The sequence below is a fragment of the Lysobacter sp. OAE881 genome (assembly GCF_040546665.1).
GTDB lineage: Bacteria > Pseudomonadota > Gammaproteobacteria > Xanthomonadales > Xanthomonadaceae > Lysobacter_J > Lysobacter_J soli.
Genome location: NZ_JBEPOG010000001.1, coordinates 1057610 through 1080315, shown reverse-complemented (window position 1 = coordinate 1080315; position 22706 = coordinate 1057610). Strand labels below are relative to the sequence as shown.

Below are 22706 nucleotides of genomic sequence, written 5' to 3'. Positions count from 1 at the left end.
ATTCATGCGCGTGAGACACCCGCCTGTTCGAATGTCGCCATCTCGCGATGCAGCGCACATGCCATGCGCAACAACGGGACAGCCACGGCCGCGCCGCTGGCTTCGCCCAGACGCATGTCCAGGTCGAGCAGCGGCTGCGCGTGAAGCGCGTCCAGCAGGCGTTGATGGCCGCGTTCGTGCGAGCGATGCGAGAAGCAGAGCCACTCGCGCACGCCTTCGTTCAGGCGCACGGCCGTGAGCGCTGCCGCCGTCGTGATGAAACCATCGACCAGCACCGGCAGTCGCGCTTGCGCTGCCGCGATGTAGGCTCCGGCGAGCGCGGCGATCTCGAAGCCGCCCAGGCGCTGCAGGCAGTCCAGTGCGCCGTCTGCATCGGCGTGACGCGCGAGCGCACGCCGCACCACGCCGCACTTGCGTGCGATGCCGGCGTCATCGAGCCCCGTTCCGCTGCCGGCCAGTGCTTCGGGGGCGTCGCCGAGCAGCGCGCATGACAGCGCAGTCGCGGCCGTCGTATTGCCGATGCCCATTTCGCCACCGACGAACAGATCGGCGTCGTTGTCGAGCGCGAGCGCGACGCGATCGGCGCCGACCTGCATCGCCTCGCGCAGCTGCTCGCGCGTCATCGCCGGCGCGTCGCAGAAGTTCGCCGTGCTGGGGGCGATTAGCGCGCGATGCACGTCGGGCAGTTCGCCCGGATCGTTGACGGTGCCGAGGTTCACCACGTCCAGCCGCGCCCCTAGATGACGCGCAAGCACCGCGATAGCCGCGCCGCCGGTCGCGAAGTTCCGGAGCATTTCGCCCGTCACGGCTTGCGGAAACGCGGACACGCCCTCCGCCGCGACGCCATGATCCGCGGCGAACACGCTGATCCAGACGCGTTCCACGCCGGGGCGCTCCGTGCCCTGCCGCGCCGCCCACCACACCGCGATGTCTTCGAGCCTGCCGAGCGACCCCGGCGGCTTCGTCAACCTGCCCTGTCGCGCGAGCGCGGCGCACGCGGCGTCGGCGTCCGCCGCGGCGCACGGGCGCGACCACCATGCATCGTTCATTCGTATGTTCCCTTCAATGCGAGCGGCAATCCCGCCGCGACGAACAGCACGCGATCGCAGCGGCGTGCGAGCGCCTGGTGCAGGCGACCGGCCTCGTCGACGAAGCGCCGCGTCAGCGCGCCCATCGGCACGACGCCGAGGCCGACCTCGTTGCTCACCAGCACGATGTCGCCGCGCAGGTCCGGCAGCACGTCGAGCAGCGCGACGCGCTCATGCTCGAAGCGCGCGTCATCCGGATCCGCGAGCAGGTTGGTGAGCCACAGCGTGAGGCAGTCGACCAGCACGCAACGCCCGTCGTCCGCGTGCTCGCGCAATGTCGTCGCCAGCGCCACCGGTTCCTCGACGCATCGCCAGTGCGAGGGCCGCTGCGAACGGTGATGCGCGATGCGCTCGCGCATCTCGCCGTCGCCGCCCTGCGCGGTTGCGATGTAGACCACCTCGCGGCCGGACTCGGTCGCGATTCGTTCGGCCAGCGCGCTCTTTCCCGAGCGTGCGCCGCCGAGGATCAGGCTTCGCATGCGTCCTCCCGGTCGAGGATCCTGAGCAGCGCACCGCAGTCCAGGTGCGCGTCGACCGCATCGGCGATGCGCTCGATCGACGCCTCGCGCAATGCGTGGATGTCGATGCGCTGCGCGTCACGCAGCCCCGCCCATCGCAGCAGCGCCGCCAGCGCATCGGGGTGATCGAAGATGCCGTGGACATAGGTGCCGATGATCTGTCGATCATCGGACATCGCACCATCGACGCGCCCGTCGTCGAGCCGACTCGAGGGAGCCGACAATGCGGCGCCGACGCTCGTGCCGCAGTGGATCTCATACCCACGCAGGGGCGCGTCGTCGAGCAACAGGTGGCCCGTCACGTTGCGCAGCTGCTTCTCCGGTTCGAGCGTCGTTTCCAGATCGAGCAACGCGAAACCCGCGCTACTGCCCGACTCGCCCTCGATGCCGTGCGGATCGTGCACGGCGCGCCCGAGCATCTGCAGGCCGCCGCAGATGCCCAACAGCTTTCCGCCGTAACGCAGGTGGCGCGAGATCGCCTCCTCCCAGCCGTTCGCGCGCAACCATGCGAGGTCGGCGCGGGTTGCCTTGCTGCCTGGCAACACGATCAGGTCGCAAGGCGACGGTGTTTCGTTCGGCCCGACGAAGATCACCTCGGCCTGCGGATGCGCGCGCAGCGCGTCAAGATCGGTGTGGTTGCTGATACGCGGGAGCACCGGTACGACGACGCGCAGTGATGCGCCATGTTTGTCGCTGGACTTCGGCAATGCATCCTCCGCTTCCAGGTGCAGGCCCGGCAGGTGCGGCAGCACGCCGAGCACGGGCTTGCCTGTCTCACGCTCCAGCCATTCAAGGCCGGGCTGCAGGAGCGCGATGTCGCCGCGGAAGCGGTTGATGACGAAGCCCCGTACGCGCGCACGCTCGCTGGCGGTGAGCAGCGCCAGCGTGCCGACCAGATGCGCGAATACGCCGCCGCGGTCGATGTCGGCGACCAGGATCACCGGGCAATCCACCGCTTCGGCGTAGCCCATGTTGGCGATGTCGTTCGCGCGCAGGTTGATCTCCGCGGGACTGCCGGCGCCTTCGACGATGACGGCTTCGAACCGCTCGCACAGGCGTGCATGCGAGGCGAGCACCGCGTCGCGCGCGATGCGTTTGTAGTCGTGGTACGCGCGCGCATCCAGCTGCGCGACCGCGCGGCCGTGCACGATGACCTGCGCGCCGGTGTCGCTACTCGGTTTGAGCAGGACGGGATTGAAGTCGGTGTGCGGTGCAAGGCCGCACGCCTGCGCCTGCACGGCCTGCGCCCGGCCGATCTCGCCGCCGTCCTCGGTCACGGCCGAATTCAGCGCCATGTTCTGCGGTTTGAACGGCGCCACGGCGACACCACGGCGACGCAGCCACCGGCACAACGCGGCGACGAGCGTGCTCTTGCCTGCATCCGACGTGCAACCCTGCACCATCAGCACGCGCGCGCTCACGGTCCGACCTCCTGCAACGCCGAGCGCAGGCCCTCGTCGAGCCGGCGGAATCCCGCATCGTCCGGCGGCAGGCCGAACCGCAGGCTCGACGGTGTATCGAACAGCCGCGTCAGGATGCCGCGTCGCGCCAGCGCGTCGTGCAACGCAGCGGCGCGCGGATCGCGCTTCCATTGGAAGAAGGCGCAGCCGGCGTCCGGCAGGAAGCCGGTGCTTTCAAGCGTCGTGCGCAATCGCGAGCCGTACGCGGAGAGTCGTTCGCGCTGCATTGCATGCCATGCCGTGTCTGCCAGCGCCACGCGCAGCACGTGGCGGCTCGGGCCCGGGATCGTCCACGGCCCCAGGACTTCGTTCAAGGCAGCGAGTATCGACGGTGCCGCGCACACGAAGCCTGCGCGCGCCCCCGCAAGGCCGAAGAACTTCCCGACCGAACGCAGCACGATCAATCCGTCGCGATCGCTAACGTCGCAGAGGCTGTCCTGCGGCGTCGCATCCATGAACGCCTCGTCGACGACGAGCCACCCTCCGCGTCGTGCCAGCGTCGAATGCAGCGCGAGCAGCTGCGCGCGTTCAAAACGTTCGCCACCGGGATTGTTCGGATGGATCAGCACGATCACATCGAAGCGCGCGTGTTCCGCCAGCAACGCGGCCGCCGGAAGGCATTCGACGTCATGGCCGGCGGCGCGCCACGCGTGCGCGTGCTCTGCGTAGCCGGGCGCGATCACGCCAACGCGCGATCGCGCGCGCAAGCGCGGAAGCGTCTGAATCGCGGCCTGCGATCCCGCGACGGGAAGCAACGCCAAAGCGCGGTAGTAGTCCTTTGCGACCGCCAGCAGTCCGTCGTCGTCTTCCGGCAGGCGGTGCCACGCGGCCGCAGGAATCGGCGGCACCGGCCACGCGAACGGGCTGATGCCAGTGGACAGGTCCAGCCAGTGTTCCGGCGGGATCCCGTACGTGCGCGCGGCGCGCAGCAGGCGGCCTCCATGTTCAAGCATCGAAACCTCCCACGAGCACCGATGCAGCGACGATCAGCGCCAGCCAGAGCCAGACACCGCGCCGCACCAGTCGCAGCGCCGCCGCGATCGAATCCGCATCGGGTGCCGAACCTTCGCCGAGCGCGGGGCGCGCTTCCCACCGGCCGTGATAGGGCGCGGCCCCGCCCAGGCGCACGCGCAACGCGCCAGCGCCGGCAGCCATCACGGGGCCCGCATTCGGGCTGTCCCATGACGGCGCCTGCGCGCGCCAGCTGCGCCACGCGCTCGCGCGGTCACCGAGCAAGGCGTACGTCAATGCCGTGAGCCGCGCGGGCAGGAAGTTCATCACGTCGTCGATGCGCGCCGATGCCCAGCCGAACCGCTCAAAGCGCGGCGTCCGATAGCCCCACATCGCGTCGAGCGTGTTCGCCAGCCGATACAGCAGCGCGCCCGGTGCGCCGAGCAGCGCAAACCAGAACAACGCGCCGAACACCGCATCGCTGCCGTTCTCGAGCACCGATTCGGTGGCCGCTGCGGCGACCTGCGACGCATCCAGCGCGTCGGTGTCGCGACTGACCATGCGCGCGACCGCCGTACGCGCCGTCTCCAGGTCTCCCGCACGCAATGCGGATTCCACCGCTCGCGCGTGTTCGGCGAGACTGCGATGGCCGATGGCGAGATACAGCACGAAGGCCGCGATGATCCAGGACATCCACGACGCCAACGCGTGCGTCAGCCATGCCACCGCGAGCACCGGCGGCGCGACGGCCAACCACCATGCCAGCGCGCCGACGACGCGGCTGTCGGCGTGGAGCCTGTGTTCGATCAGCGATGCGATCCGCCCGAACATCACGAGGGGATGCGCACGCCGCGGCTCGCCGAGCAGTGCGTCGAGCGCGACGGCGGCGAGCATGGCGAACGCGATGCTCATGGCGCGAACAACCTCGTCGCCGCAAGCGGATCGGACGGGAAGTAGAAGTGCACGAAGCTCGCCGTCATCCGCCCTTCGCGGTACACGGCTTCCGCACTCGGCCCCTTGTTCGGATTCGTCGCGAACGCGATGGGTGCGGCATCGACCGTCGCCTTCGCGTAATGGAACGTGTGGCCGCGCAGCGTGCCCCCAGGCAAGACGACCGACTGCAGGCCGAGCGCCGCGAGCCGTGGCTGCATCGCGGCCGTACCGCGCAGCAACCCCGCCATGGGTGCGCGATTCCCGTCGCGATCGGCCAGCGAATCCAGCGCGAACAGCAAGCCGCCGCATTCTGCGAGCAACGGCTTTGCCGCCGCGCGGTGGGCACGCAACGCGACGTGCAGATCGATGCGCTGCGACAACGCATGCAGGTGCAGTTCGGGGTAACCGCCCGGCAACCAGACGGCATCGCATTCGGGCAGCGCATCGCCCGCCAGCGGCGAGAAGAAGCGCAGGTCGGCGCCGGCTTCGCGCAACAGATCGAGATTGGCCGGATAGAGGAAGCAGAACGCCGCATCGCGCGCGATGGCGATGCGCACGCCGCGCAGGCTCTCCGGCGCGCGCAACCCTTCGTTCGAATCGAACGCCACGCGTGGCGGCAATGCGGTCGTCGCGTGTTGCTCCCAGGCGTCGGCCAGCGCATCCAGCCGCGCGTCGATGTCGTGCAACTCGCCGGCCGACACGAGGCCGAGATGGCGTTCGGGCAGTGCCAGAACGGGATCGCGCGGCAACGCACCCAGCCAATGAAGGTCGGCGGGAAGGCTTTCGCGCAGCAGGCGTGCATGGTGCGCGCTGCCCACGCGGTTCGCCGCGATGCCGTGCACGACGAGACCGTCGCGATATCGCGCCAGGCCCGTCGCCAGCGCGCCGAAGGTCTGCGCCATCGCCGAGCCGTCGATCACCGCGAGCACGGGCAAGCCGAAGGCCTGCGCGAGGTCCGCGCTCGATGGCGCGCCGTCGAACAGGCCCATCACGCCTTCGACGAGGATGAGGTCGGCCCCGCCGGCCGCAGCATGGAGACGCGCGCGCACGTCCGCTTCGCCGTTCATCCACAGGTCGAGCTGGTAGGCCGGAGCGCCGCTGGCACGTTCGAGGATCATCGGGTCGAGGAAATCCGGCCCGGTCTTGAACACGCGAACGCGACGCCCCTGGCGCGTGTGCCAGCGCGCGAGGGCCGCGGTCACGCTCGTCTTGCCCTGCCCGGACGCAGGCGCCGAGACCAGCAACGCCGGGCAGTGGCGAAGGTGCGCACTCACAGCTCGATGCCGTGCTGCGCCTTGATGCCGGCCTTGAACGCGTGCTTGACGACGCGCATCTCGGTCACGGTGTCGGCGGCATCGACCAGCGCATCCGGCGCGCCGCGACCGGTGATCACGACATGCTGTCGCGACGGCCGCGATGCGAGCGCGGCAAGCACGGCGTCGAGGTCGACGTACTGCTTGGTCAGCGCGATGTTCAACTCGTCCAGCAGCACGAAGTCGTACGCCGGATCGGCGAGCATGCGCGCCGCGACGTCCCACGCCGCGCCTGCGGCAGCGACATCGCGCGTGCGGTCCTGCGTCTCCCAGGTGTAGCCCTCGCCCATCACGTGGTAGTCGACCAGATCGTCGAATCGCCGGAAGAACGCCTCTTCGCCCGTCGAAAAGCTGCCCTTGATGAACTGCACCACGCCGCAGCGGAAACCGTGACCGAGCGACCTCGCGAGCATGCCGAAGCCGGACGAACTCTTGCCCTTGCCATTGCCGGTATTCACCACGACGACGCCGCGATCGATCGTGGCGCGCGCGATGCGGCGGTCCACCAGTTCCTTCTTGCGCTGCGCGCGTTCGCGATGGTGTTCGTCGGGCGTGAGACCGCGACGGTCGGCGCCCGCGCTCATGCGGGCGCGCCCCTCGCCGCGCGCAGCGAGATCGACCTGACGATCACCGCGCGCACGGCGAAGGCGACGCCCACATACCCGGCGAGCGTGCCGAGCGCGCGCGGGTAGTACTGCGGGATGCGCGCCAGGAAGCCGCTGAGCGTGGGCTCCGGATAGCGGCCCGAGAAGAACCAGAATCCACCCTTCGAGATCAGGTACGCGATGCTCGCCGTCACGACGAGCGCCAGCGCCAGCCGCGGGATCGTGCTCCAGCGATCGCGGTGCAGGTGTGCGTAGAACGTGCCGCCGAACCACAGCGACGCGTACGCCAGCGCCACGGCCCAGTACGCGGGCGACAGGCACCAGTCGGTGATCGTGCCGGTCGCGAGGCTGGCGAAATCCAGAACCGACGACAACACGAAGAACGTCGGCAGCGCCCACATCGGCCGCAACAACGCGCCGGCAAGGAAGAACACGGCCCACGATGCACTCGGCAGCGCATCCACGCTGGCGAAGTGCTGGCCGCGCGTGGCGATCATCAGCGCGGCGAGCGCACCACCGACGAGGATCTGCGTCCGTGTCGAGGCAATCGGAAGTGGGCTCGCGGAAGCAGTAGGAAGCTCGGACATGATCGTCTCCGTTCAGCGGTCGGCCGTGCGTTCGGCACGGAAGGCGAGCGCGGACGCCGCGATCGCATGCACTGCCAAGGCAACGACGACGTAGGTCATCGTCGTGCGCACGAACAGCGGGCCCCATTGCCACGCGCGGGCCACGTACTCGGCGAAATGCGGATCCGCGTAGCGTCCGCCCAGCCAGTAGAACGCGCCGTTGGAGATCGCGAACGACAGCGACGACGCGACGAGCGCCACGGCCGTCGTTCCCAGCAGCGAACGCCATCGCGTGTCGAAGCGGCTTGCGTAGAGCCGCCCGGCGTACCAGAGCACGCCGTACGCCGGGAGCAGGAACGAGTACGCCGGCGTCACGCAGAAATCGCTGACGCCGGCGTGTTCGATCGCGATCCAGTCGATGACCACCGCCAGTGCGATGAACGCCGCGAACCGCCAGTGCTTTCGCAGGTACAGCCCGCCGAGGAAGAACAGCGCCATCGACGCATCCGGCAGGTGCAGCACGTCGCCGAAGTGATGGAAGCGCGTGGCGACCATGAACGTCGCGAACGCGGCGAACAGTGTCAGGTTGACGTTGCGTGGCAGGGGTTTCATCGACGACCTCGCAGGTGATGTCGTCCGATCAGCGGACGACGGGTTGATAGCGGACGGTCAGCAGCCAGGTGCGACCGGGCTGGTTGTAGAGCGCGGCGGTTTCGTAGCGCTTGTCGAACGCGTTTCGCAGCGTGGCCTGCACGCTCCACTCATCGGTGATCGCGAACCCGGCGCGGAAGTCGGCCAGCCCATAACCGGCCAGGCGCGTGGTGTTGGTCAGGTTGTCGTAGCGCTCGCCCGCGCCGGTGACGCTCGCGCCCGCACTGAACCGCCCGAAACGCCGGTCGGCATCGATGCGGCCGGACTGCTTCGCGCGACGCGGCAGCACGTTGCCGTGGCTGGCGTTGTCGCCGTCGTTGACCGGATCCAGCCACGTCAGGCTCGTGCGCAGGTTCCAGTCCCACCACGTGACGCCTGCCACCGCTTCGACGCCGCGGATGCGCGCGCGATCGATGTTGTTCGGCCCGCCCATGTCGCCCAGCGAGGCATCGAAGGCGATCAGGTCGTCGATCTTCGTCTCGAACGCATTGAGCGACCACGTGCCCCAGCCGTGCTCGCCGCGCAGGCTGAGTTCGACGCTGCGCGAGTTCTCGGGACCGAGCTCTGGATTGCCGTAGCCGGGGAAGTACAGTTCGTTGAACGTCGGCGCCTTGAACGCGGTGCCGTAGCTCGCGCCCAGGCGCAGTTCGTCGGTGAAGTCCCAGCCCCACAGCACGCTGCCGGTGGTCTTTCCGCCGAACTGGCTGTCGTCGTCGCGGCGCACGCTGGCCTGCAGCGACTGCGTGCCGAAGGCCTGCTGCCATTGGCCGAACACGCCGCGGTTGATCCGGCGATCGCGATCGTAGTCGGTGTTGCTGTCCACTTCATCGCCAAGCCAGTCGAAGCCGAGCGTGAGCAGCCCGGACGCAACGTCGACATCGGACTGCAACGAACCCAGTTCACGTCGCGTGTCGAACGTCGACGAATACACGCCGTCGAGGAAGTTCTCGCTCAGGTCCGCACTGGTGCCGACGCTCGCGGTGAACTTCGCGCGTTCGCTCGGCACGTAGCGGACGCGACCGCCGACGACCTGCTGCACCGTGTCGGCTTCGTTGTTGACGCTGCCGTCGTACTCGTTGTGGCCTTCCGCGCGGAAGGCGCGCAGGTCGGCGTCCCAGCGTTCGGAGAACCGCATGCCGCCCTGCAGCGTCAGCGAACTGTTGCGATAGCCGTCCTTGTCGGGATCGAAGTTGCGCGTGCCGCGATACGCGTTGATGCCGTCGGTGTTTTCATGCGCGGCATTGACGACGTACCAGCCGCCGCGTGCTTCATCCTGCGACGTTCCGCTCAGGCCGGCAGTGAATCGCTGCGTGTTTTCGCTGCCCACGGCCGCGCTGGCACTCGGCGTGAACGCGCCTTGCGGGCGACGGGTGAAGATCTGGATCACGCCGCCGATCGCTTCGGACCCATAGAGACTGGAGAAGGGCCCGCGGACGATCTCCACCCGTTCGATCTGTTCGACCGGAATGTCCTGCAGCGATGCGCCGCCGCTGGTGGCCGACCCGATCTTCACGCCATCGACGAGCACCAGCACGTGGTCGGATTCGGTACCGCGCAGGAACACCGACGTCGATTTGCCCGGGCCGCCGTTGTTGGCCATCGAAATGCCCGCGCGACCGGTCAGCAGGTCGGGCAGCGAGGCCGGCTGCAGGCGTTCGATCTCCTCGCGCGCGATGACGGTGACCGCGGCGAGGGCCTGGTCCTGCGTCTGCGCGGTGCGGGTGGCGGTGACGACGACCTGGTCCAGGTCGGTGGCGGCGTCGGCCCATGCGGGCGATGCGGAAAAAACACACGACAACAGCGAAACCGCCAGCGCGCGGCGGCGGAACAACCGGTGATGCGGATGCACGAGCACACTCCTTGACCGCGCCTGCCCGCGCGGGAACGTTGGAAAGGACAGGCGGAAGGACGGCGTGATGACGGCACACGGAGAGACCATGGCCGCATGACATTCGCCCACCGCATGTCACGTCGCACCAGGGCCGGTCTCCGGGCTCGCGAGCGAAGGCAGGAATTCCTGCGCTTCCGGTCCGCGCCTTCCCATGCGTGAGCACAGTGGCTGTGTGCGGAACCTTGTCTCGCCTACCGTTGCGGGGGCAGCTCCGGAATTGCCACGAAGGGCGCACCGGATTCCCGTTTCAACCACCGGACAAGCCGGCGGTCACCTTGGGCGCGGGCATGGTAACAGCATCGGGCCCTCCGGCAACCCGCGTGGCCGCCCGCAAAAAGAAAAGCCCCGCAGAGGCTGCGGGGCTTTCGTTGGCGGCGCTCGTCGATGCCGGCGCGTGTCAGTCCTTGCGGAATACCAGCTGCCCGCCCTGCGCTTCGACATGCACGGTGTCGCCGCTGGTGAACTCGCCGGCGAGGATCTTCGATGCGAGCGGATTCTCCAGTTGCTGCTGGATCGCCCGCTTCAACGGACGCGCGCCATACACCGGATCGAAGCCGACGTTGCCCAGCAGGTTGAGCGCATCGTCCGACAGCACCAGCTTCAGGCCGCGCTCGGCGAGGCGCTTTTCCAGTCCGTTGAGCTGGATGCGCGCGATCTGGCGGATCTGCTGCTTGTCCAGCGGATGGAAGACGACGATGTCGTCGAGGCGATTGATGAACTCCGGGCGGAAGTGCGACTGCACCACGCCCATCACCGCGCTCTTCATCTGCAGGTAGGCCTGCGGCGTGTCGTCGCCAGACATCTCCTGGATCATCTGGCTGCCGAGGTTGCTCGTCATCACGATGACCGTGTTGCGGAAATCCACGGTGCGACCCTGGCCGTCGGTAAGGCGGCCATCGTCCAGCACCTGCAGCAGGATGTTGAACACGTCCGGATGCGCCTTCTCGACTTCGTCGAGCAGGATCACGCTGTACGGACGACGACGCACCGCTTCGGTGAGGTAACCGCCCTCTTCATAGCCGACGTAGCCCGGGGGCGCGCCGACGAGGCGGCTCACCGAATGCTTCTCCATGAACTCGCTCATGTCGATGCGCACCATCGCATCGGAGGAGTCGAACAGGAATTCGGCCAGCGCCTTGCACAGTTCCGTCTTGCCCACGCCGGTCGGGCCGAGGAACAGGAACGAGCCCGACGGCCGGTTCGGATCCGACAACCCCGCGCGCGAACGACGCACCGCGTCGGACACGACCTTGATCGCCTCTTCCTGACCGACCACGCGCGTGTGCAGCTGCTCTTCCATGCGTAGCAGTTTCTCGCGCTCGCCTTCGAGCATCTTGCTGACCGGAATGCCGGTCCAGCGCGCGACGACCTCGGCGATTTCCTCCGCGGTCACTTTGTCCTGCAGCAGCGTGAAGCCCTTGGTTTCGGCTTCCTGCGCGGCACGCAGCTGCTTCTCGAGTTCGGGCAGCGTGCCGTACTGGATCTCGCTCATCTTCGCGAAGTCCTGCCGGCGCTGCGCCGCTTCGAGTTCGAGCTTGGCCTGCTCGATCTGTTCCTTGATCTTCGTGGCGCCCTGCAGCGTGGCCTTCTCGGCCTTCCACACTTCTTCCAGATCGTTGAACTCGCGCTCCAGGCGCGCGATCTCGTCTTCCAGGTCGGCCAGGCGCTGACGGGATTCGGCGTCCTTCTCCTTCTTCAGCGCCTCGCGCTGGATCTTGAGCTGGATGAGGCGACGTTCCTTGCGATCGAGCTCCTCCGGCTTGGAGTCGATCTCCATGCGGATGCGCGATGCCGCCTCGTCCATCAGGTCGATGGCCTTGTCGGGCAGCTGGCGATCGCTGATGTAGCGGTTGGAGAGCGTGGCCGCGGCGACGATCGCCGGATCGGTGATCTCCACGCCGTGGTGCACGGCGTACTTCTCCTTCAGGCCGCGCAGGATCGCGATGGTGTCTTCCACGCTCGGCTCGCCGACGAACACCTTCTGGAAGCGGCGTTCGAGTGCGGCGTCCTTCTCGATGTACTGGCGGTATTCGTCCAGCGTCGTGGCACCGATGCAGTGCAGCTCGCCACGCGCGAGCGCGGGCTTGAGCATGTTGCCGGCGTCCATCGCGCCTTCGGCCTTGCCGGCGCCGACCATCGTGTGCAGTTCGTCGATGAACAGGATGATCTGGCCTTCGTTCTTCGCCAGGTCGTTGAGCACGGCCTTCAGGCGCTCCTCGAACTCGCCGCGGAACTTCGCGCCTGCGATCAGCGCGCCCATGTCCAGCGAGAGCACGCGCTTTCCGCGCAGGCCTTCGGGCACTTCGCCATTGATGATGCGCTGCGCGAGGCCTTCGACGATCGCCGTCTTGCCCACGCCGGGTTCGCCGATCAGCACCGGATTGTTCTTGGTGCGACGCTGCAGCACCTGGATGGTGCGACGGATCTCCTCATCGCGACCGATGACCGGATCGAGCTTTCCGTTCTCCGCGCGCGCGGTGAGGTCGATGGTGTACTTCTCCAGCGCCTGGCGCTGGTCTTCGGCATTTTCGGACTGCACGCTTTCGCCTCCGCGGACCTTGGCGATGGCCGCTTCGAGTTTGTCCTTGCTGGCGCCGGCGGCCTTCAATGCGCGGCCGACGTCGCCGTTGTCGTCCAGCGCGGCCAGCACGAACAGCTCGCTGGCGATGAACGCATCGCCGCGCTGCTGCGCGAGCTTGTCGGTGACATTGAGCAGGCGCGACAGGTCGTTGCCGACGCTGATCTGCCCGGCTTGTCCCGTCACTTTCGGCAGCTTTTCCAGCGCTTCGCCCAGGCGTTCGCGCAGCAGCGGCACGTTGACGCCGGCCTGCGCAAGCAGGGGGCGCGTGCTGCCGCCGTTCTGGTCGAGCAGCGCCGTCATCAGGTGCACGGGTTCGATGATGGTGTGGTCGCGGCCGAGCGCCAGCGACTGCGCGTCCTGCAGTGCCTGCTGGAAGCGCGAGGTGAGTTTGTCCATTCGCATGGAGGATTCCCTTGTCACTTGGTGGCGGCCGGCAATACGCGACCGCGAATGTGCACCAGATGCGGGCTCGCCTTGCCCGATTCAACGCCCGGGCCCGCGGATTGCCGTCATTACGACGCGTCCACTTCATGCTGACATGCCCGTGTTCACAATGCGTGCATGTCCACGCCGACCCTCTCCCTGCCCGCCCCGCCCGCGGTGTCCTCCGAATGGGCGCTGTTCCTCGATGTCGACGGCACGCTGCTGGATTTCGCCGATGTTCCGGGCGACGTGGCGGTGGACCCGGGCCTCATCGATGTGCTCGCCGTGCTGCACGGGCGCCTGGACGGCGCACTCGCGCTGGTGAGCGGCCGGCGACTGGCGCAGCTGGACGAGCTGTTCGCCCCGCTGAAACTGCCCGCCGTGGGCCTGCACGGGCTGGAGCGGCGCGAGGACGGGCACCAGGAACGCCATCCGCGCCCGGTGGCACTCGACCAGGCCGTGGCCTGGGGCCGGGCGCTTGCGCAGCGGTATCCGGGCGCGCGCGTCGAGGACAAGGGCACCACGATCGCGCTGCACTGGCGTGCCGCGCCCGACGCGGAAGACCTGCTGCGCCAGTACGCCGACTCGATCCTGATCGAGCTGCCCGGCTATCACCTGCAGCACGGGAACATGGTCGTGGAACTGCGTCCCGATGGCGCGCACAAGGGCAGCGCGGTGGTCGACCTGCTCGCGCATCCGCCGTTCCACGGCCGACGTCCGGTGTTCGTGGGCGACGACCTGACCGACGAACACGCGTTCCAGGCGGTCTGCAGCCATGCGGGCTTCGGCGTGCTCGTGGGATCGCGCCAACCGAGCGCGGCGCGCTACGCGCTGCACGATCCGGCCGCGGTGCGCGCGTGGCTGGAGGAAGGCCTCGACCTCGCATGACCGCCGCATCACGCAACGCGATTACAGACCTGGAGAACGGATGAGCCCGACCGCCCTTCCCTCGAGCCTCGAGCTTGGCCTGATCGGCAACTGCAGCATCGCCGCGCTCGTCGACCAGCACGCGCGCATCGTGTGGGGCTGCGTGCCGGCGTTCGACGGCGACCCGGTCTTCTGCGGCCTGCTCTCGCCGCGCGAACACGAAGGCGGCGACTGGTCGATCGAACTGGAAGGCTTCGTGTCGGCCGAGCAGTCCTACATCCCCAACACCGCGATGCTGCGCACCGTGTTGCGCGACGCGAACGGCGGCGCCGTGGAAATCGTCGACTTCGCCCCGCGCTGGCACCAGAACGACCGCTTCTACCGGCCGGTCATGCTGATGCGCCGCCTGCGTCCGCTGTCGGGCACGCCGCGCATCCGCGTGCACCTGCGCCCGCTCGCCGAGTACGGCTCGGTGAAGCCGGAAACGACGTGGGGCAGCAACCACATCCGCTACCTCATTCCCGAATTCACGCTGCGCATGACCAGCGACGTTCCCGTACGCCTGGTACGCGATTCGCTGCCGTTCGTGCTCGATCGCGATGCGCATTTCGTGCTCGGCCCGGACGAAACGCTGACGCAGTCGGTGTCGGGCTTCGTGCGCATGGCCGAAGAGCAGACGCTCAATTACTGGCGCAGCTGGGTGCGCAATCTGTCCATTCCACTGGAATGGCAGGAGGCGGTGATCCGCAGCGCGATCACGCTCAAGCTGTGCCAGTACGACGAGACCGGCGCCATCGTCGCCGCGATGACGACCTCGATCCCCGAAGCGGCGAACACCGTGCGCAACTGGGACTACCGCTTCTGCTGGCTGCGCGATTCGGCCTTCGTCGTGCGTGCGCTCAACCGCCTCGGTGCGACGCGCACGATGGAGGAGTACCTGCGTTACCTCGCCAACATCGCCTCCGACGATGGCGAGCTTCAACCGCTCTACGGCATCGGCTACGAACGGCAGCTGGCCGAATCGGAAGTCGAATCGCTCGCCGGTTATCGCGGCATGGGCCCGGTGCGGCGCGGCAACCTGGCGTGGCTGCAGAAGCAGCACGACGTGTACGGCAGCGTGGTGCTTGCCTCCACGCAGTTGTTCTTCGATACGCGACTGGCGCGCGTGGGCGACGCCTCGATCTTCGTCCGACTCGAGCCCGTGGGCGAAGCCGCCTACGCGCTGCACGACAAGCCCGACGCGGGGCTGTGGGAGTTCCGCGGCCGCGAGGAAGTGCATACGTATTCCAGCGTGATGTGCTGGGCCGCGTGCGACCGGCTCGCGCGCATTGCCGTGCACCTGAAGCTCGCACCGCAAGTTCAGTTGTGGCGCCAGCGCGCGGACGAGATGCACGCGCGCATCGTCGCGCATGCGTACAACGAGGAACTCGGGTATTTCGTCGAATCGCTCGACGGCAATCGCCTCGATGCCTCGTTGCTGCTGCTCGCCGATCTCGGCTTCGTCAAACCGGACGACCCGCGTTTCGTCCGCACCGTCGAGGCGATCGGCAAGGGCCTCAAGCGCGGCGACGCGCTGTTCCGCTACGTCATGCCCGACGATTTCGGCGCGCCGGAAACGAGCTTCACCATCTGCACCTTCTGGTACATCGACGCGCTCGCGTCGATCGGCAGGCACGAGGAAGCGAGGTCGCTGTTCGAGCGGATCCTCGCGCGGCGCAACCACCTCGGCCTGCTGTCGGAAGACCTGGAATTCGACGGCGGCGAAGCGTGGGGCAATTTCCCGCAGACGTATTCGCACGTCGGTCTCATCAACGCCGCCATGCGCCTGTCGCGGCCCTGGCAGGATGCGGCATGAGTCGTCTGGTCGTCGTTTCGAATCGCGTTGCGGTCCCTGGAGTCAGCAGTGCCGGCGGATTGGCGGTGGCCTTGCAGGCCGCGCTGGAGGAAACCGGCGGCATGTGGTTCGGCTGGAGCGGCCGCATCGACCCGAGCGATTCCGGGCAGGTGCACGAACACGACGCCGGCAACATCCGTTACGTCACCGTCGATCTGTCCAAGCGCGACCACGACGACTACTACAACGGCTTCGCCAACCGCACGCTGTGGCCGCTGCTGCATTTCCGCGTGGACCTGGTCGACTACAGCCGCATCACCTACGCCGCGTATCGCCGCGTCAACGCGCTGTTCGCCGAGAAGCTCGCGCCCTTGCTGCGCGACGACGACATCGTCTGGATTCATGACTACCACCTGATCCCGATGGCGAAGCTGCTGCGAGAGCTCGGCGTGAAGTGCCGGCTCGGCTTCTTCCTGCACGTGCCGATGCCTTCGTCGGACCTGCTCGCCGCGTTGCCGCAGCACGAGCGGCTGTTCGAAGGCCTGTCGTCGTACGACCTCATCGGCTTCCAGACCGAGCGCGATCTGGAGCGCTTCCAGGACTACGTGCGCCTGTTCGGACGCGGTCGCGTGATCTCGCACGGCGTGCTCGAAACGCACAAGGGCAAGCGCCTGCGCGCGGGCGCGTTCCCGATCAGCATCGACACCGCGCAGATCGAGGAACAGGCGCGCGCGGCCGCAAGCAAGGTCGGCGTGAAGCGGCTGGCGACGAGCCTGTCGGGGCGCGAGCTCGCGATCGGCGTGGACCGGCTGGATTATTCGAAGGGACTGCCGGAACGCTTCCGTTCCTTCGGGCGATTCCTGAAGCGCCATCCCGAACACCGCGGCAAGCTGACGTTCCTGCAGATCGCGCCGGTCTCGCGCGGCGAGGTGCTCGAATACCAGAAGCTGCGCAGCGAACTGGAGCAGTTGTCGGGCCACATCAACGGCGCGCATGCCGAGCCCGACTGGACGCCGGTGCGTTACGTCAACCGCAACTACCCGCATCCGACGTTGACCGGCTTCTACCGGCTTTCGCGCGTGGGGCTGGTGACGCCGCTGCGCGACGGCATGAACCTGGTGGCGAAGGAGTATGTGGCCGCGCAGGACCCGAAGGATCCCGGCGTGCTCGTGCTGTCGACCTTCGCAGGCGCCGCGCGCGAGCTCGGCGCGGCGCTGCTGGTCAATCCCTACGACATGGACGGCGTTGCCGACGCGCTCGCCACCGCGATGGAAATGCCGCTGGAAGAACGCCGCGAGCGCTACGAAACGATGATGGCCGTGCTGCGCGAGAACGACATCACGGCCTGGCGCCGGAAGTACCTGGCGGCGTTGCGGGAGCCGATCTGACGCCCCTCGGCTGCGCCGTCTTTCTCCCTCCCCTTCAAGGGGAGGGCCGGGGTGGGGATGGTGCCGCCCTTTACACGCGCGCCGTCGGCTGCAGTATCTCGACCCAGTAACCGTCCGGATCCTTGATGAAGGCGATGTCCTTCATGCGGCCGTCGGTCAGGCGCTTCTGGAACGCGACGCCAAGCTGTTCGAAGCGCGCGCATGCCGCTTCCACGTCCGGCACCGACACGCAGATATGACCGAAGCCGCGCGGCTCGGCGTTGCCGTCGTGGTAGCGGAATTCCGCATCGGACTCGGTGCCGTGGTTGTGCGTGAGTTCGAGCACGCCGCGCTGGCTCAACAGCCACTGGCCGCGCGCGGGTTCTTCGGCGGGAATCTGCGACGGATCGTCGACCAGCACCAGGAAGTAGAGGCTGAACTTCGCCTCATCGAAATCGCGCCGGCGCACCAGCGTGAAACCGAGCACGCGCGTGTAGAAGTCCAGCGACTTCGCGATGTCCTTCACGCGCAGCATCGTGTGGTTGAAGACGAAACCGTGCGTGGCCGCATCGCGCGCGGCGACGCCCGGGGTGGCGTTGAGTTGTTCCTGCAGGGACATGGATCGGTTCTTCGTGGGGGATCGGGATAACGAGATAAGGCCGGAAGGCCGCGCGATCAATGTGCGCGGTCGGCCGATTCCAGGTGCTCCGGCGGCGACTGCCGCTGCAACGACAGCAGCCCCAGCAGCACCGCCAGCGCGACGTACGCGCCGGCGAACTGCCACGCGATGGCGCGACGCAGGCCGTCGAGCATCCACGGCCAGTAGATGCTGCCGCGCGGATCCACCGAGTGGATGAAGCCGAACAGCGTCAGCACGGCGCCGATCAGCAGCACCACGGCGGCGCGGCGGAAGCGGTGGTCGATCATCGCCACCAGCGCGGTGGACCAGATCATCGCGGTGATGATGAAGCCGTTGCCGAGCGTCACGATGGTCGCGAGGTCCGGCAGGCCGTGACCGTCGACGCCTTCGTACAGCGCGGCGAAACGATCCGGCGCGATCCAGGCCGGATTGCCCAGCTTGATCACCAGCAGGTAGGCGACCGACGGCAGGAATGCCAGCGCGACCGCGAGCGCGTGCCGACGCGGGCTGTCGTGGAATGCCTGTACGGTGATGTCCATGCCGACGTAGACGATGATCGGCGCAAGCACGGCGATCGGCAGCCACTGCACCAGCCCGGACACGTAACCGAAAATGCCGCCGAGGCCGATGAAAAGACCCGTCAGCAGCGTGTAGCCCATGCGCGCGCCCATGTGCTTGTACGCGGGCTGGCCGATGTAGGGCGTGGTCTGCGCTACGCCGCCGCAGAAGCCCGCGACCAGCGTCGCCACGGCTTCGGCGAGCAGCACATCGCGCGTGCGGTAATCGTCGCCGGCAGCGCGCGCGCTTTCGCTCACGTTGATCCCGCCGACCACCATCAGCAGGCCGAACGGGAGCAGCAGCGGAAGGTACGGCACGGTGTACGGCAAACCGTCGAGGAACTGCAGCGTCGGCAGCGGCAGCGTGAAGCGCAGCGGCGCGGCGTCGGGCAGCTTGAAGCCCGGCGTGCCAAGGCCGGCGATGCCGAGCCCGTAATACAGCACCGTGCCGACGATGAAGGCGAACAGCACCCCGGGCATGCGGATCGGCAGCTTGCCCTTCGCCACCAGCACGTACATCAGCAGGCCGAAAGTGACGAGGCCCACGACCGGCGAGCGCAGCGTTTCGATCAGCGGCAGGAAGCCCAGCAGCGCAAGCGCCGCGCCGCCGATGGAGCCCAGCAACGCCGCGCGCGGCACCGCCCGCGTGATGGCATCGCCGAAGAACGACAGCACGAGCTTGAGCAGCCCCATCACGACCAGCGACGCCATGCCGAGCTGCCAGGTGGCGTTGGCCGCCGCCGCTTCGTCCATGCCCTGCTGCTTGAACGCGACGAACGCCGGGCCGAGTACCAGCAACGCCATGCCGATGCTGGTCGGCGCATCGAGGCCGAGCGGCATCGCGGTAACGTCGCTGCGTCCGCTCTCGCGCGCGAGGCGATGCGCCATCCACGTGTATATCAGGTTGCCGATCAGCACGCCGAATGCCGTGCCGGGGAACATGCGCGTGAACACGACGTCGGCCGGGAAGCCGAAGATGCCGATCAACGCGGCGGAGATGAAGCCCAGGATCGACAGGTTGTCGACGACCAGTCCGAAGAATCCGTTGAGGTCGCCGGGGACGAACCAGCGGCGTTGGGTGATGGGCGGCATGGAGGGCTCGCGGCGTGGGATGGGCGGATCGTACTGGTTCAAGCCCCTCTCCCGCCGGCGGGAGAGGGGTTGGGGTGAGGGCGAAGGGGCTGCGTGGGCCATCTGCCCTCACCCCAGCCCTCTCCCGCAAGCGGGAGAGGGGAGAGAAGCGCTAGAACGACACCTCGACCGCCGAGCGGGCCCACAGCACCGACTCGTGCCCGGTCATGCGCTTCCACGCGAGCCGGATGGCCTCGATGTCCTCCCGCCGCCTGGCGCCGTCCTCGTGCAGCACGACGAGCACCTTGGCGCGTTGCCGCACCAGGCGTCCGTCCTGCTCGAAGCGCCACTGGCCGTACCCATCCAGGACCGTCAGCCCGTCGGGAAAGCGCGGCGTCACTTCGGCATCGAGGAACGCGCGCCACCGCGCATCGTCGATCACACCGGTGCCGTCCTCGTTGCCGACGGCGAAGTACAGCTCGCTGCGGATCCAGCCCGACGATTGCGCGGGCCGGGACGCATCGCCGTGCATCGACGCGGTTGTGGGTGCGGTGCTCGCGCAGCCCGCCGAAGTGGAGGCGAGCAACATCGTGGCAACGAGGAGGCCGACGTGCTTCATGGCACCGGAACTCCTCATCCGCGCGGTTCGATCCAGACCAGCGAGGCCATGCGTCCGCCGCGCTGGTCGCGCCGGTGCGAGAAGAAGCACTGCGGATCAGAAATCGTGCACAGGCCGCCGCCGTGGATGCGATCGGCGCGCATGCCGGCGGCCTGCAGGCGACGTCGCGCGAGTACGTAGAGATCCACGCGCCAGTGATCCGGCCGCGTGGCGACGAAGGCGCTTTCCGCCCCGGCATCGTTCGCGACGAACGCGTCGAAGACTTCGCGCCCGATTTCATATGCCTGCGGCCCGGCGGCAGGGCCGAGCCACGCCTGCACGCGATCCGGTTCGGTGCGCATCGCAGCCAGCGTGTTTTCGAGCACGCCGCCCGCGAGACCGCGCCAACCCGCGTGTGCGCCGCCGACCTCGCTGCCATCGTCGGCGCAGAACAGCACTGGCAGGCAGTCGGCGGTGAGGATCGCGAGCACGATGCCAGCTTCGGATGTCACCGAGGCATCGGCTTCGACTTCTTCCGTCGAAGGCGCATCGAACCGGTGCACCTGCGTACCGTGGACCTGACGCAGCCAGCACGGTGCGGACGGCAAATGCGCGTGTTCGACCAGCAACGCGCGGTTGGCCTGAACCGCGTCGGCTTCGTCACCGGCGCGCAGGCCGAGGTTGAAGTCGTCGAACGGCGGCCTGGATACACCCAGGCCGTGCCGCAGCGTGGTCAGGCCGCGCACGTTCGCCGGCGCGGGCCACTGCGCGTCGATCCAGGCGGCCATCGCGTCAGCGTTCCTTCTCGGCCGCAGCGGCCGTGTCGTCGCGCAGCACGCGGACCAGGTGAGTCAGGTCCTCCGGCACCGGCGCGGTGCAGCGCACGGGCTCGCCGGTCACCGGATGTGCAAACTCCAGCGTCTCGGCATGCAGCGCCTGCCGCTTGAAACCGCGCAGCGTCGCGACGAGGTCTTCCGTCGCACCGCGCGGCAGTTTCAGCGGGCCGCCGTACAGCGGGTCGCCGACGATCGGATGCTTCAGGTGCGCCATGTGCACGCGGATCTGGTGCGTGCGGCCGGTTTCGAGGCGGCATTCCAGCAGCGTGTGCGCGCGGAAGCGCTCGCGCAGGCGGAAGTGCGTGACGGCGTCGCGGCCGTCCTCGCGCACCGCCATGCGGATGCGGTCGCGCGGATGGCGGTCGATCGGCGCGTTCGCCGTGCCACCCGATACCAGTGAACCGACCACGACGGCGAGGTACTGGCGGTGGACTTCGCGCGAGGACAGCTGCTCGATCAGCGCCGTGTGCGCCGGCAGCGTACGCGCGACGACCATGACGCCGGAGGTGTCCTTGTCCAGCCGGTGCACGATGCCCGCGCGCGGCAGGACATTGAGCGACGGGTCGCGATGCAGCAGCGCGTTGACCAGCGTGCCGGCCGGATTGCCCGCGCCCGGATGCACGACCAGCCCGGCGGGCTTGTTGATCACGATGACGTGCTCGTCCTCGTGGAGGACGTCGAGCGCGATGTCCTCGGGCTCCGAATGCGTCTGGACGTCGAGCTGCGCGTGCAGCGTGACCGTCTCGCCGCCGCGCACCGGATCGCGCGGGCGCACTTCGCGGCCGTCGAGGCGGGCGTCGCCGGACTTGATCCAGGCGGCCAGGCGGGAACGGGAGAAATCCGGGAACAGCTCGGCCAGGACCGCGTCGAATCGACGGCCGGCGGCGGCGTCCGGAACGGTCGCCTGCATGGGGGCGGCGGGCGCGGGGGATGGGTCGGTCATCGGACGGGCAGGATTCAGGGCGGGCAGGTGTGGACTGCTATTATCCGGTCTTCGTACCTTCGGCGCCCGTCGAGATCCCATGAGCCTACGTTCCGCCCCTTCGCGCCTGCTGGCCCTGCTGCTGATCGTTGCCTTCGCCGGCGTGGGCTGCAGCAAATTCAAAGACAAGGATGCGGACGAGGGCGTCCCGGTCGAGACGCTGTACGAAAAGGCCCACAAGTCGATGACCAACGGCAACTGGGCGGCCGCCGAGACCACCTTCAAGCGCCTGGTCGCGCAGTACCCGTACGGTCCGTACACCGAGCAGGCGCTGGTCGAGACCGCCTACGCGCAGTACAAGGCCGGCAAGCACGACGACGCGATCAGCAGCATCGACCGCTTCATCCGCACCTACCCGACGCACAAGAACATCGCGTACATGTACTACCTGCGCGGCCTGTCGAACTCCAGCCGCGACACGGTGTTCCTGCAGAAGGTGTGGACGCTGGACGCCAGCCGCCGCGACCTGGCGACGCCGCTGCAGGCGTTCAACGATTTCTCGATCGTCGCCGACCGCTACCCGAACAGCCGCTACGCCCCCGATGCCCGCATCCGCATGGCCGGCCTGCGCGACATGTTCGCCCGCCACGAGCTCGACACGGCGCTCTATTACCTGCGCCGCACCGCGTACGTCGCCGCGGCCGAGCGCGCCAAGTTCCTGCTGGAAACCTACCCGCAGAGCTCGTACCAGAACGACGCCGTGGCCACGCTGGCCGCCGCCTACGAGGGCCTGGGCAATGAAGTGCTCGCCGCCGACGCCCGCCGCGTGCTGCAGCTCAACGACCCGAGCCACCCGTTCCTCGCCGGCAAGTGGCCGGATTACCCGAGCAACTGGCGCAAGCTCAACCCGTTCGCGGGCGAGAAGTCGGCGCTCGACAACGACTGATCCCGGCTCGATCGACACGCAAATGAAAACGCCGCCCTCGGGCGGCGTTTTTGTTTGGCCAATGCGACGCGCCGAGCTTCTAACCTTT

At 68.1% G+C, this 22706-nt stretch carries 20 protein-coding genes and 1 riboswitch; of the genes, 4 read left to right on the top strand and 16 right to left on the bottom strand.

Going from position 1 to position 22706, the window contains the following annotated elements; translation table 11 throughout:
• Positions 1 to 2 precede the first annotated feature (2 nt).
• The 11 genes from cobT to clpB form a co-directional block, all read right to left on the bottom strand.
• Positions 3 to 1049, bottom strand: a complete 1047-nt coding sequence (cobT, locus tag ABIE51_RS04975; protein ID WP_192632445.1) for a nicotinate-nucleotide--dimethylbenzimidazole phosphoribosyltransferase — start codon at positions 1047 to 1049, stop codon at positions 3 to 5.
• Positions 1046 to 1567, bottom strand: a complete 522-nt coding sequence (cobU, locus tag ABIE51_RS04970) for a bifunctional adenosylcobinamide kinase/adenosylcobinamide-phosphate guanylyltransferase (RefSeq protein ID WP_157029434.1) — start codon at positions 1565 to 1567, stop codon at positions 1046 to 1048. Before cobU ends, cobT begins: the two co-directional genes overlap by 4 nt.
• Positions 1555 to 3027, bottom strand: a complete 1473-nt coding sequence (locus ABIE51_RS04965) for a cobyric acid synthase (protein WP_354503562.1) — start codon at positions 3025 to 3027, stop codon at positions 1555 to 1557. The genes cobU and ABIE51_RS04965 overlap by 13 nt, the downstream gene beginning before the upstream one ends.
• On the bottom strand, positions 3024 to 4019 hold the full coding sequence (gene cobD / locus ABIE51_RS04960) for a threonine-phosphate decarboxylase CobD (protein WP_192632444.1): 996 nt from the start codon (positions 4017 to 4019) through the stop codon (positions 3024 to 3026). Before cobD ends, ABIE51_RS04965 begins: the two co-directional genes overlap by 4 nt.
• A complete protein-coding gene (cbiB, locus tag ABIE51_RS04955) occupies positions 4012 to 4929 on the bottom strand; it encodes an adenosylcobinamide-phosphate synthase CbiB (RefSeq protein ID WP_192632443.1) in 918 nt (305 codons plus the stop codon). The genes cobD and cbiB overlap by 8 nt, the downstream gene beginning before the upstream one ends.
• Complete coding sequence (locus ABIE51_RS04950) at positions 4926 to 6224, bottom strand: cobyrinic acid a,c-diamide synthase CobB (protein ID WP_354503559.1); 1299 nt, start codon at positions 6222 to 6224, stop codon at positions 4926 to 4928. Before ABIE51_RS04950 ends, cbiB begins: the two co-directional genes overlap by 4 nt.
• Positions 6221 to 6847: a cob(I)yrinic acid a,c-diamide adenosyltransferase gene (gene cobO, locus ABIE51_RS04945; RefSeq protein ID WP_192632442.1), complete on the bottom strand. Its 627-nt coding sequence runs from the start codon at positions 6845 to 6847 to the stop codon at positions 6221 to 6223. Before cobO ends, ABIE51_RS04950 begins: the two co-directional genes overlap by 4 nt.
• On the bottom strand, positions 6844 to 7455 hold the full coding sequence (locus ABIE51_RS04940; RefSeq protein WP_192632441.1) for a hypothetical protein: 612 nt from the start codon (positions 7453 to 7455) through the stop codon (positions 6844 to 6846). The genes cobO and ABIE51_RS04940 overlap by 4 nt, the downstream gene beginning before the upstream one ends.
• A 12-nt stretch (positions 7456 to 7467) precedes the next feature.
• The gene (locus ABIE51_RS04935) at positions 7468 to 8046 is read right to left on the bottom strand and encodes a hypothetical protein (RefSeq protein WP_192632440.1); all 579 of its coding nucleotides are present in this window, start codon (positions 8044 to 8046) and stop codon (positions 7468 to 7470) included.
• A gap of 28 nt (positions 8047 to 8074) precedes the next feature.
• Positions 8075 to 10024, bottom strand: a complete 1950-nt coding sequence (gene btuB / locus ABIE51_RS04930; RefSeq protein WP_192632439.1) for a TonB-dependent vitamin B12 receptor — start codon at positions 10022 to 10024, stop codon at positions 8075 to 8077.
• A 24-nt stretch (positions 10025 to 10048) separates the two neighbouring features.
• Positions 10049 to 10269: riboswitch (cobalamin riboswitch) on the bottom strand.
• Positions 10270 to 10373: 104 nt separating this feature from the next.
• Positions 10374 to 12959: an ATP-dependent chaperone ClpB gene (gene clpB, locus ABIE51_RS04925; protein ID WP_192632438.1), complete on the bottom strand. Its 2586-nt coding sequence runs from the start codon at positions 12957 to 12959 to the stop codon at positions 10374 to 10376.
• Between the two features lie 159 nt (positions 12960 to 13118).
• Here clpB and otsB point away from each other — a divergent pair, with 159 nt between their 5' ends.
• From otsB to otsA, 3 genes are read left to right on the top strand one after another with little or no spacing between them, the layout of a single operon-like run.
• Positions 13119 to 13868, top strand: a complete 750-nt coding sequence (otsB, locus tag ABIE51_RS04920; protein WP_115841449.1) for a trehalose-phosphatase — start codon at positions 13119 to 13121, stop codon at positions 13866 to 13868.
• 40 nt (positions 13869 to 13908) lie between these two features.
• Positions 13909 to 15702, top strand: a complete 1794-nt coding sequence (locus ABIE51_RS04915) for a glycoside hydrolase family 15 protein (protein ID WP_192632437.1) — start codon at positions 13909 to 13911, stop codon at positions 15700 to 15702.
• The gene (gene otsA, locus ABIE51_RS04910) at positions 15699 to 17069 is read left to right on the top strand and encodes an alpha,alpha-trehalose-phosphate synthase (UDP-forming) (protein ID WP_115841447.1); all 1371 of its coding nucleotides are present in this window, start codon (positions 15699 to 15701) and stop codon (positions 17067 to 17069) included. The genes ABIE51_RS04915 and otsA overlap by 4 nt, the downstream gene beginning before the upstream one ends.
• 70 nt (positions 17070 to 17139) lie before the next feature.
• Here the strand turns inward: otsA and gloA are convergent, their stop codons facing one another.
• The 5 genes from gloA to rluD form a co-directional block, all read right to left on the bottom strand.
• The gene (gene gloA / locus ABIE51_RS04905; RefSeq protein WP_192632436.1) at positions 17140 to 17667 is read right to left on the bottom strand and encodes a lactoylglutathione lyase; all 528 of its coding nucleotides are present in this window, start codon (positions 17665 to 17667) and stop codon (positions 17140 to 17142) included.
• Positions 17668 to 17723: 56 nt separating this feature from the next.
• On the bottom strand, positions 17724 to 19337 hold the full coding sequence (locus ABIE51_RS04900) for a SulP family inorganic anion transporter (protein WP_192632435.1): 1614 nt from the start codon (positions 19335 to 19337) through the stop codon (positions 17724 to 17726).
• Between the two features lie 151 nt (positions 19338 to 19488).
• Positions 19489 to 19935, bottom strand: coding sequence for a DUF3574 domain-containing protein (locus ABIE51_RS04895; protein ID WP_192632434.1), 447 nt, complete (start codon positions 19933 to 19935; stop codon positions 19489 to 19491).
• Between the two features lie 14 nt (positions 19936 to 19949).
• Positions 19950 to 20702 (bottom strand): peptidoglycan editing factor PgeF, encoded by a 753-nt coding sequence (gene pgeF / locus ABIE51_RS04890; protein ID WP_192632433.1) that lies wholly within the window; start codon positions 20700 to 20702, stop codon positions 19950 to 19952.
• Positions 20703 to 20706: 4 nt separating this feature from the next.
• A complete protein-coding gene (gene rluD, locus ABIE51_RS04885) occupies positions 20707 to 21693 on the bottom strand; it encodes a 23S rRNA pseudouridine(1911/1915/1917) synthase RluD (RefSeq protein ID WP_157029420.1) in 987 nt (328 codons plus the stop codon).
• 79 nt (positions 21694 to 21772) lie between these two features.
• Here rluD and ABIE51_RS04880 point away from each other — a divergent pair, with 79 nt between their 5' ends.
• Positions 21773 to 22618 carry an outer membrane protein assembly factor BamD gene (locus tag ABIE51_RS04880; RefSeq protein ID WP_115841439.1) on the top strand — a complete coding sequence of 282 codons (846 nt, stop codon included), beginning with the start codon at positions 21773 to 21775 and terminating at the stop codon, positions 22616 to 22618.
• Positions 22619 to 22706 lie beyond the last annotated feature (88 nt).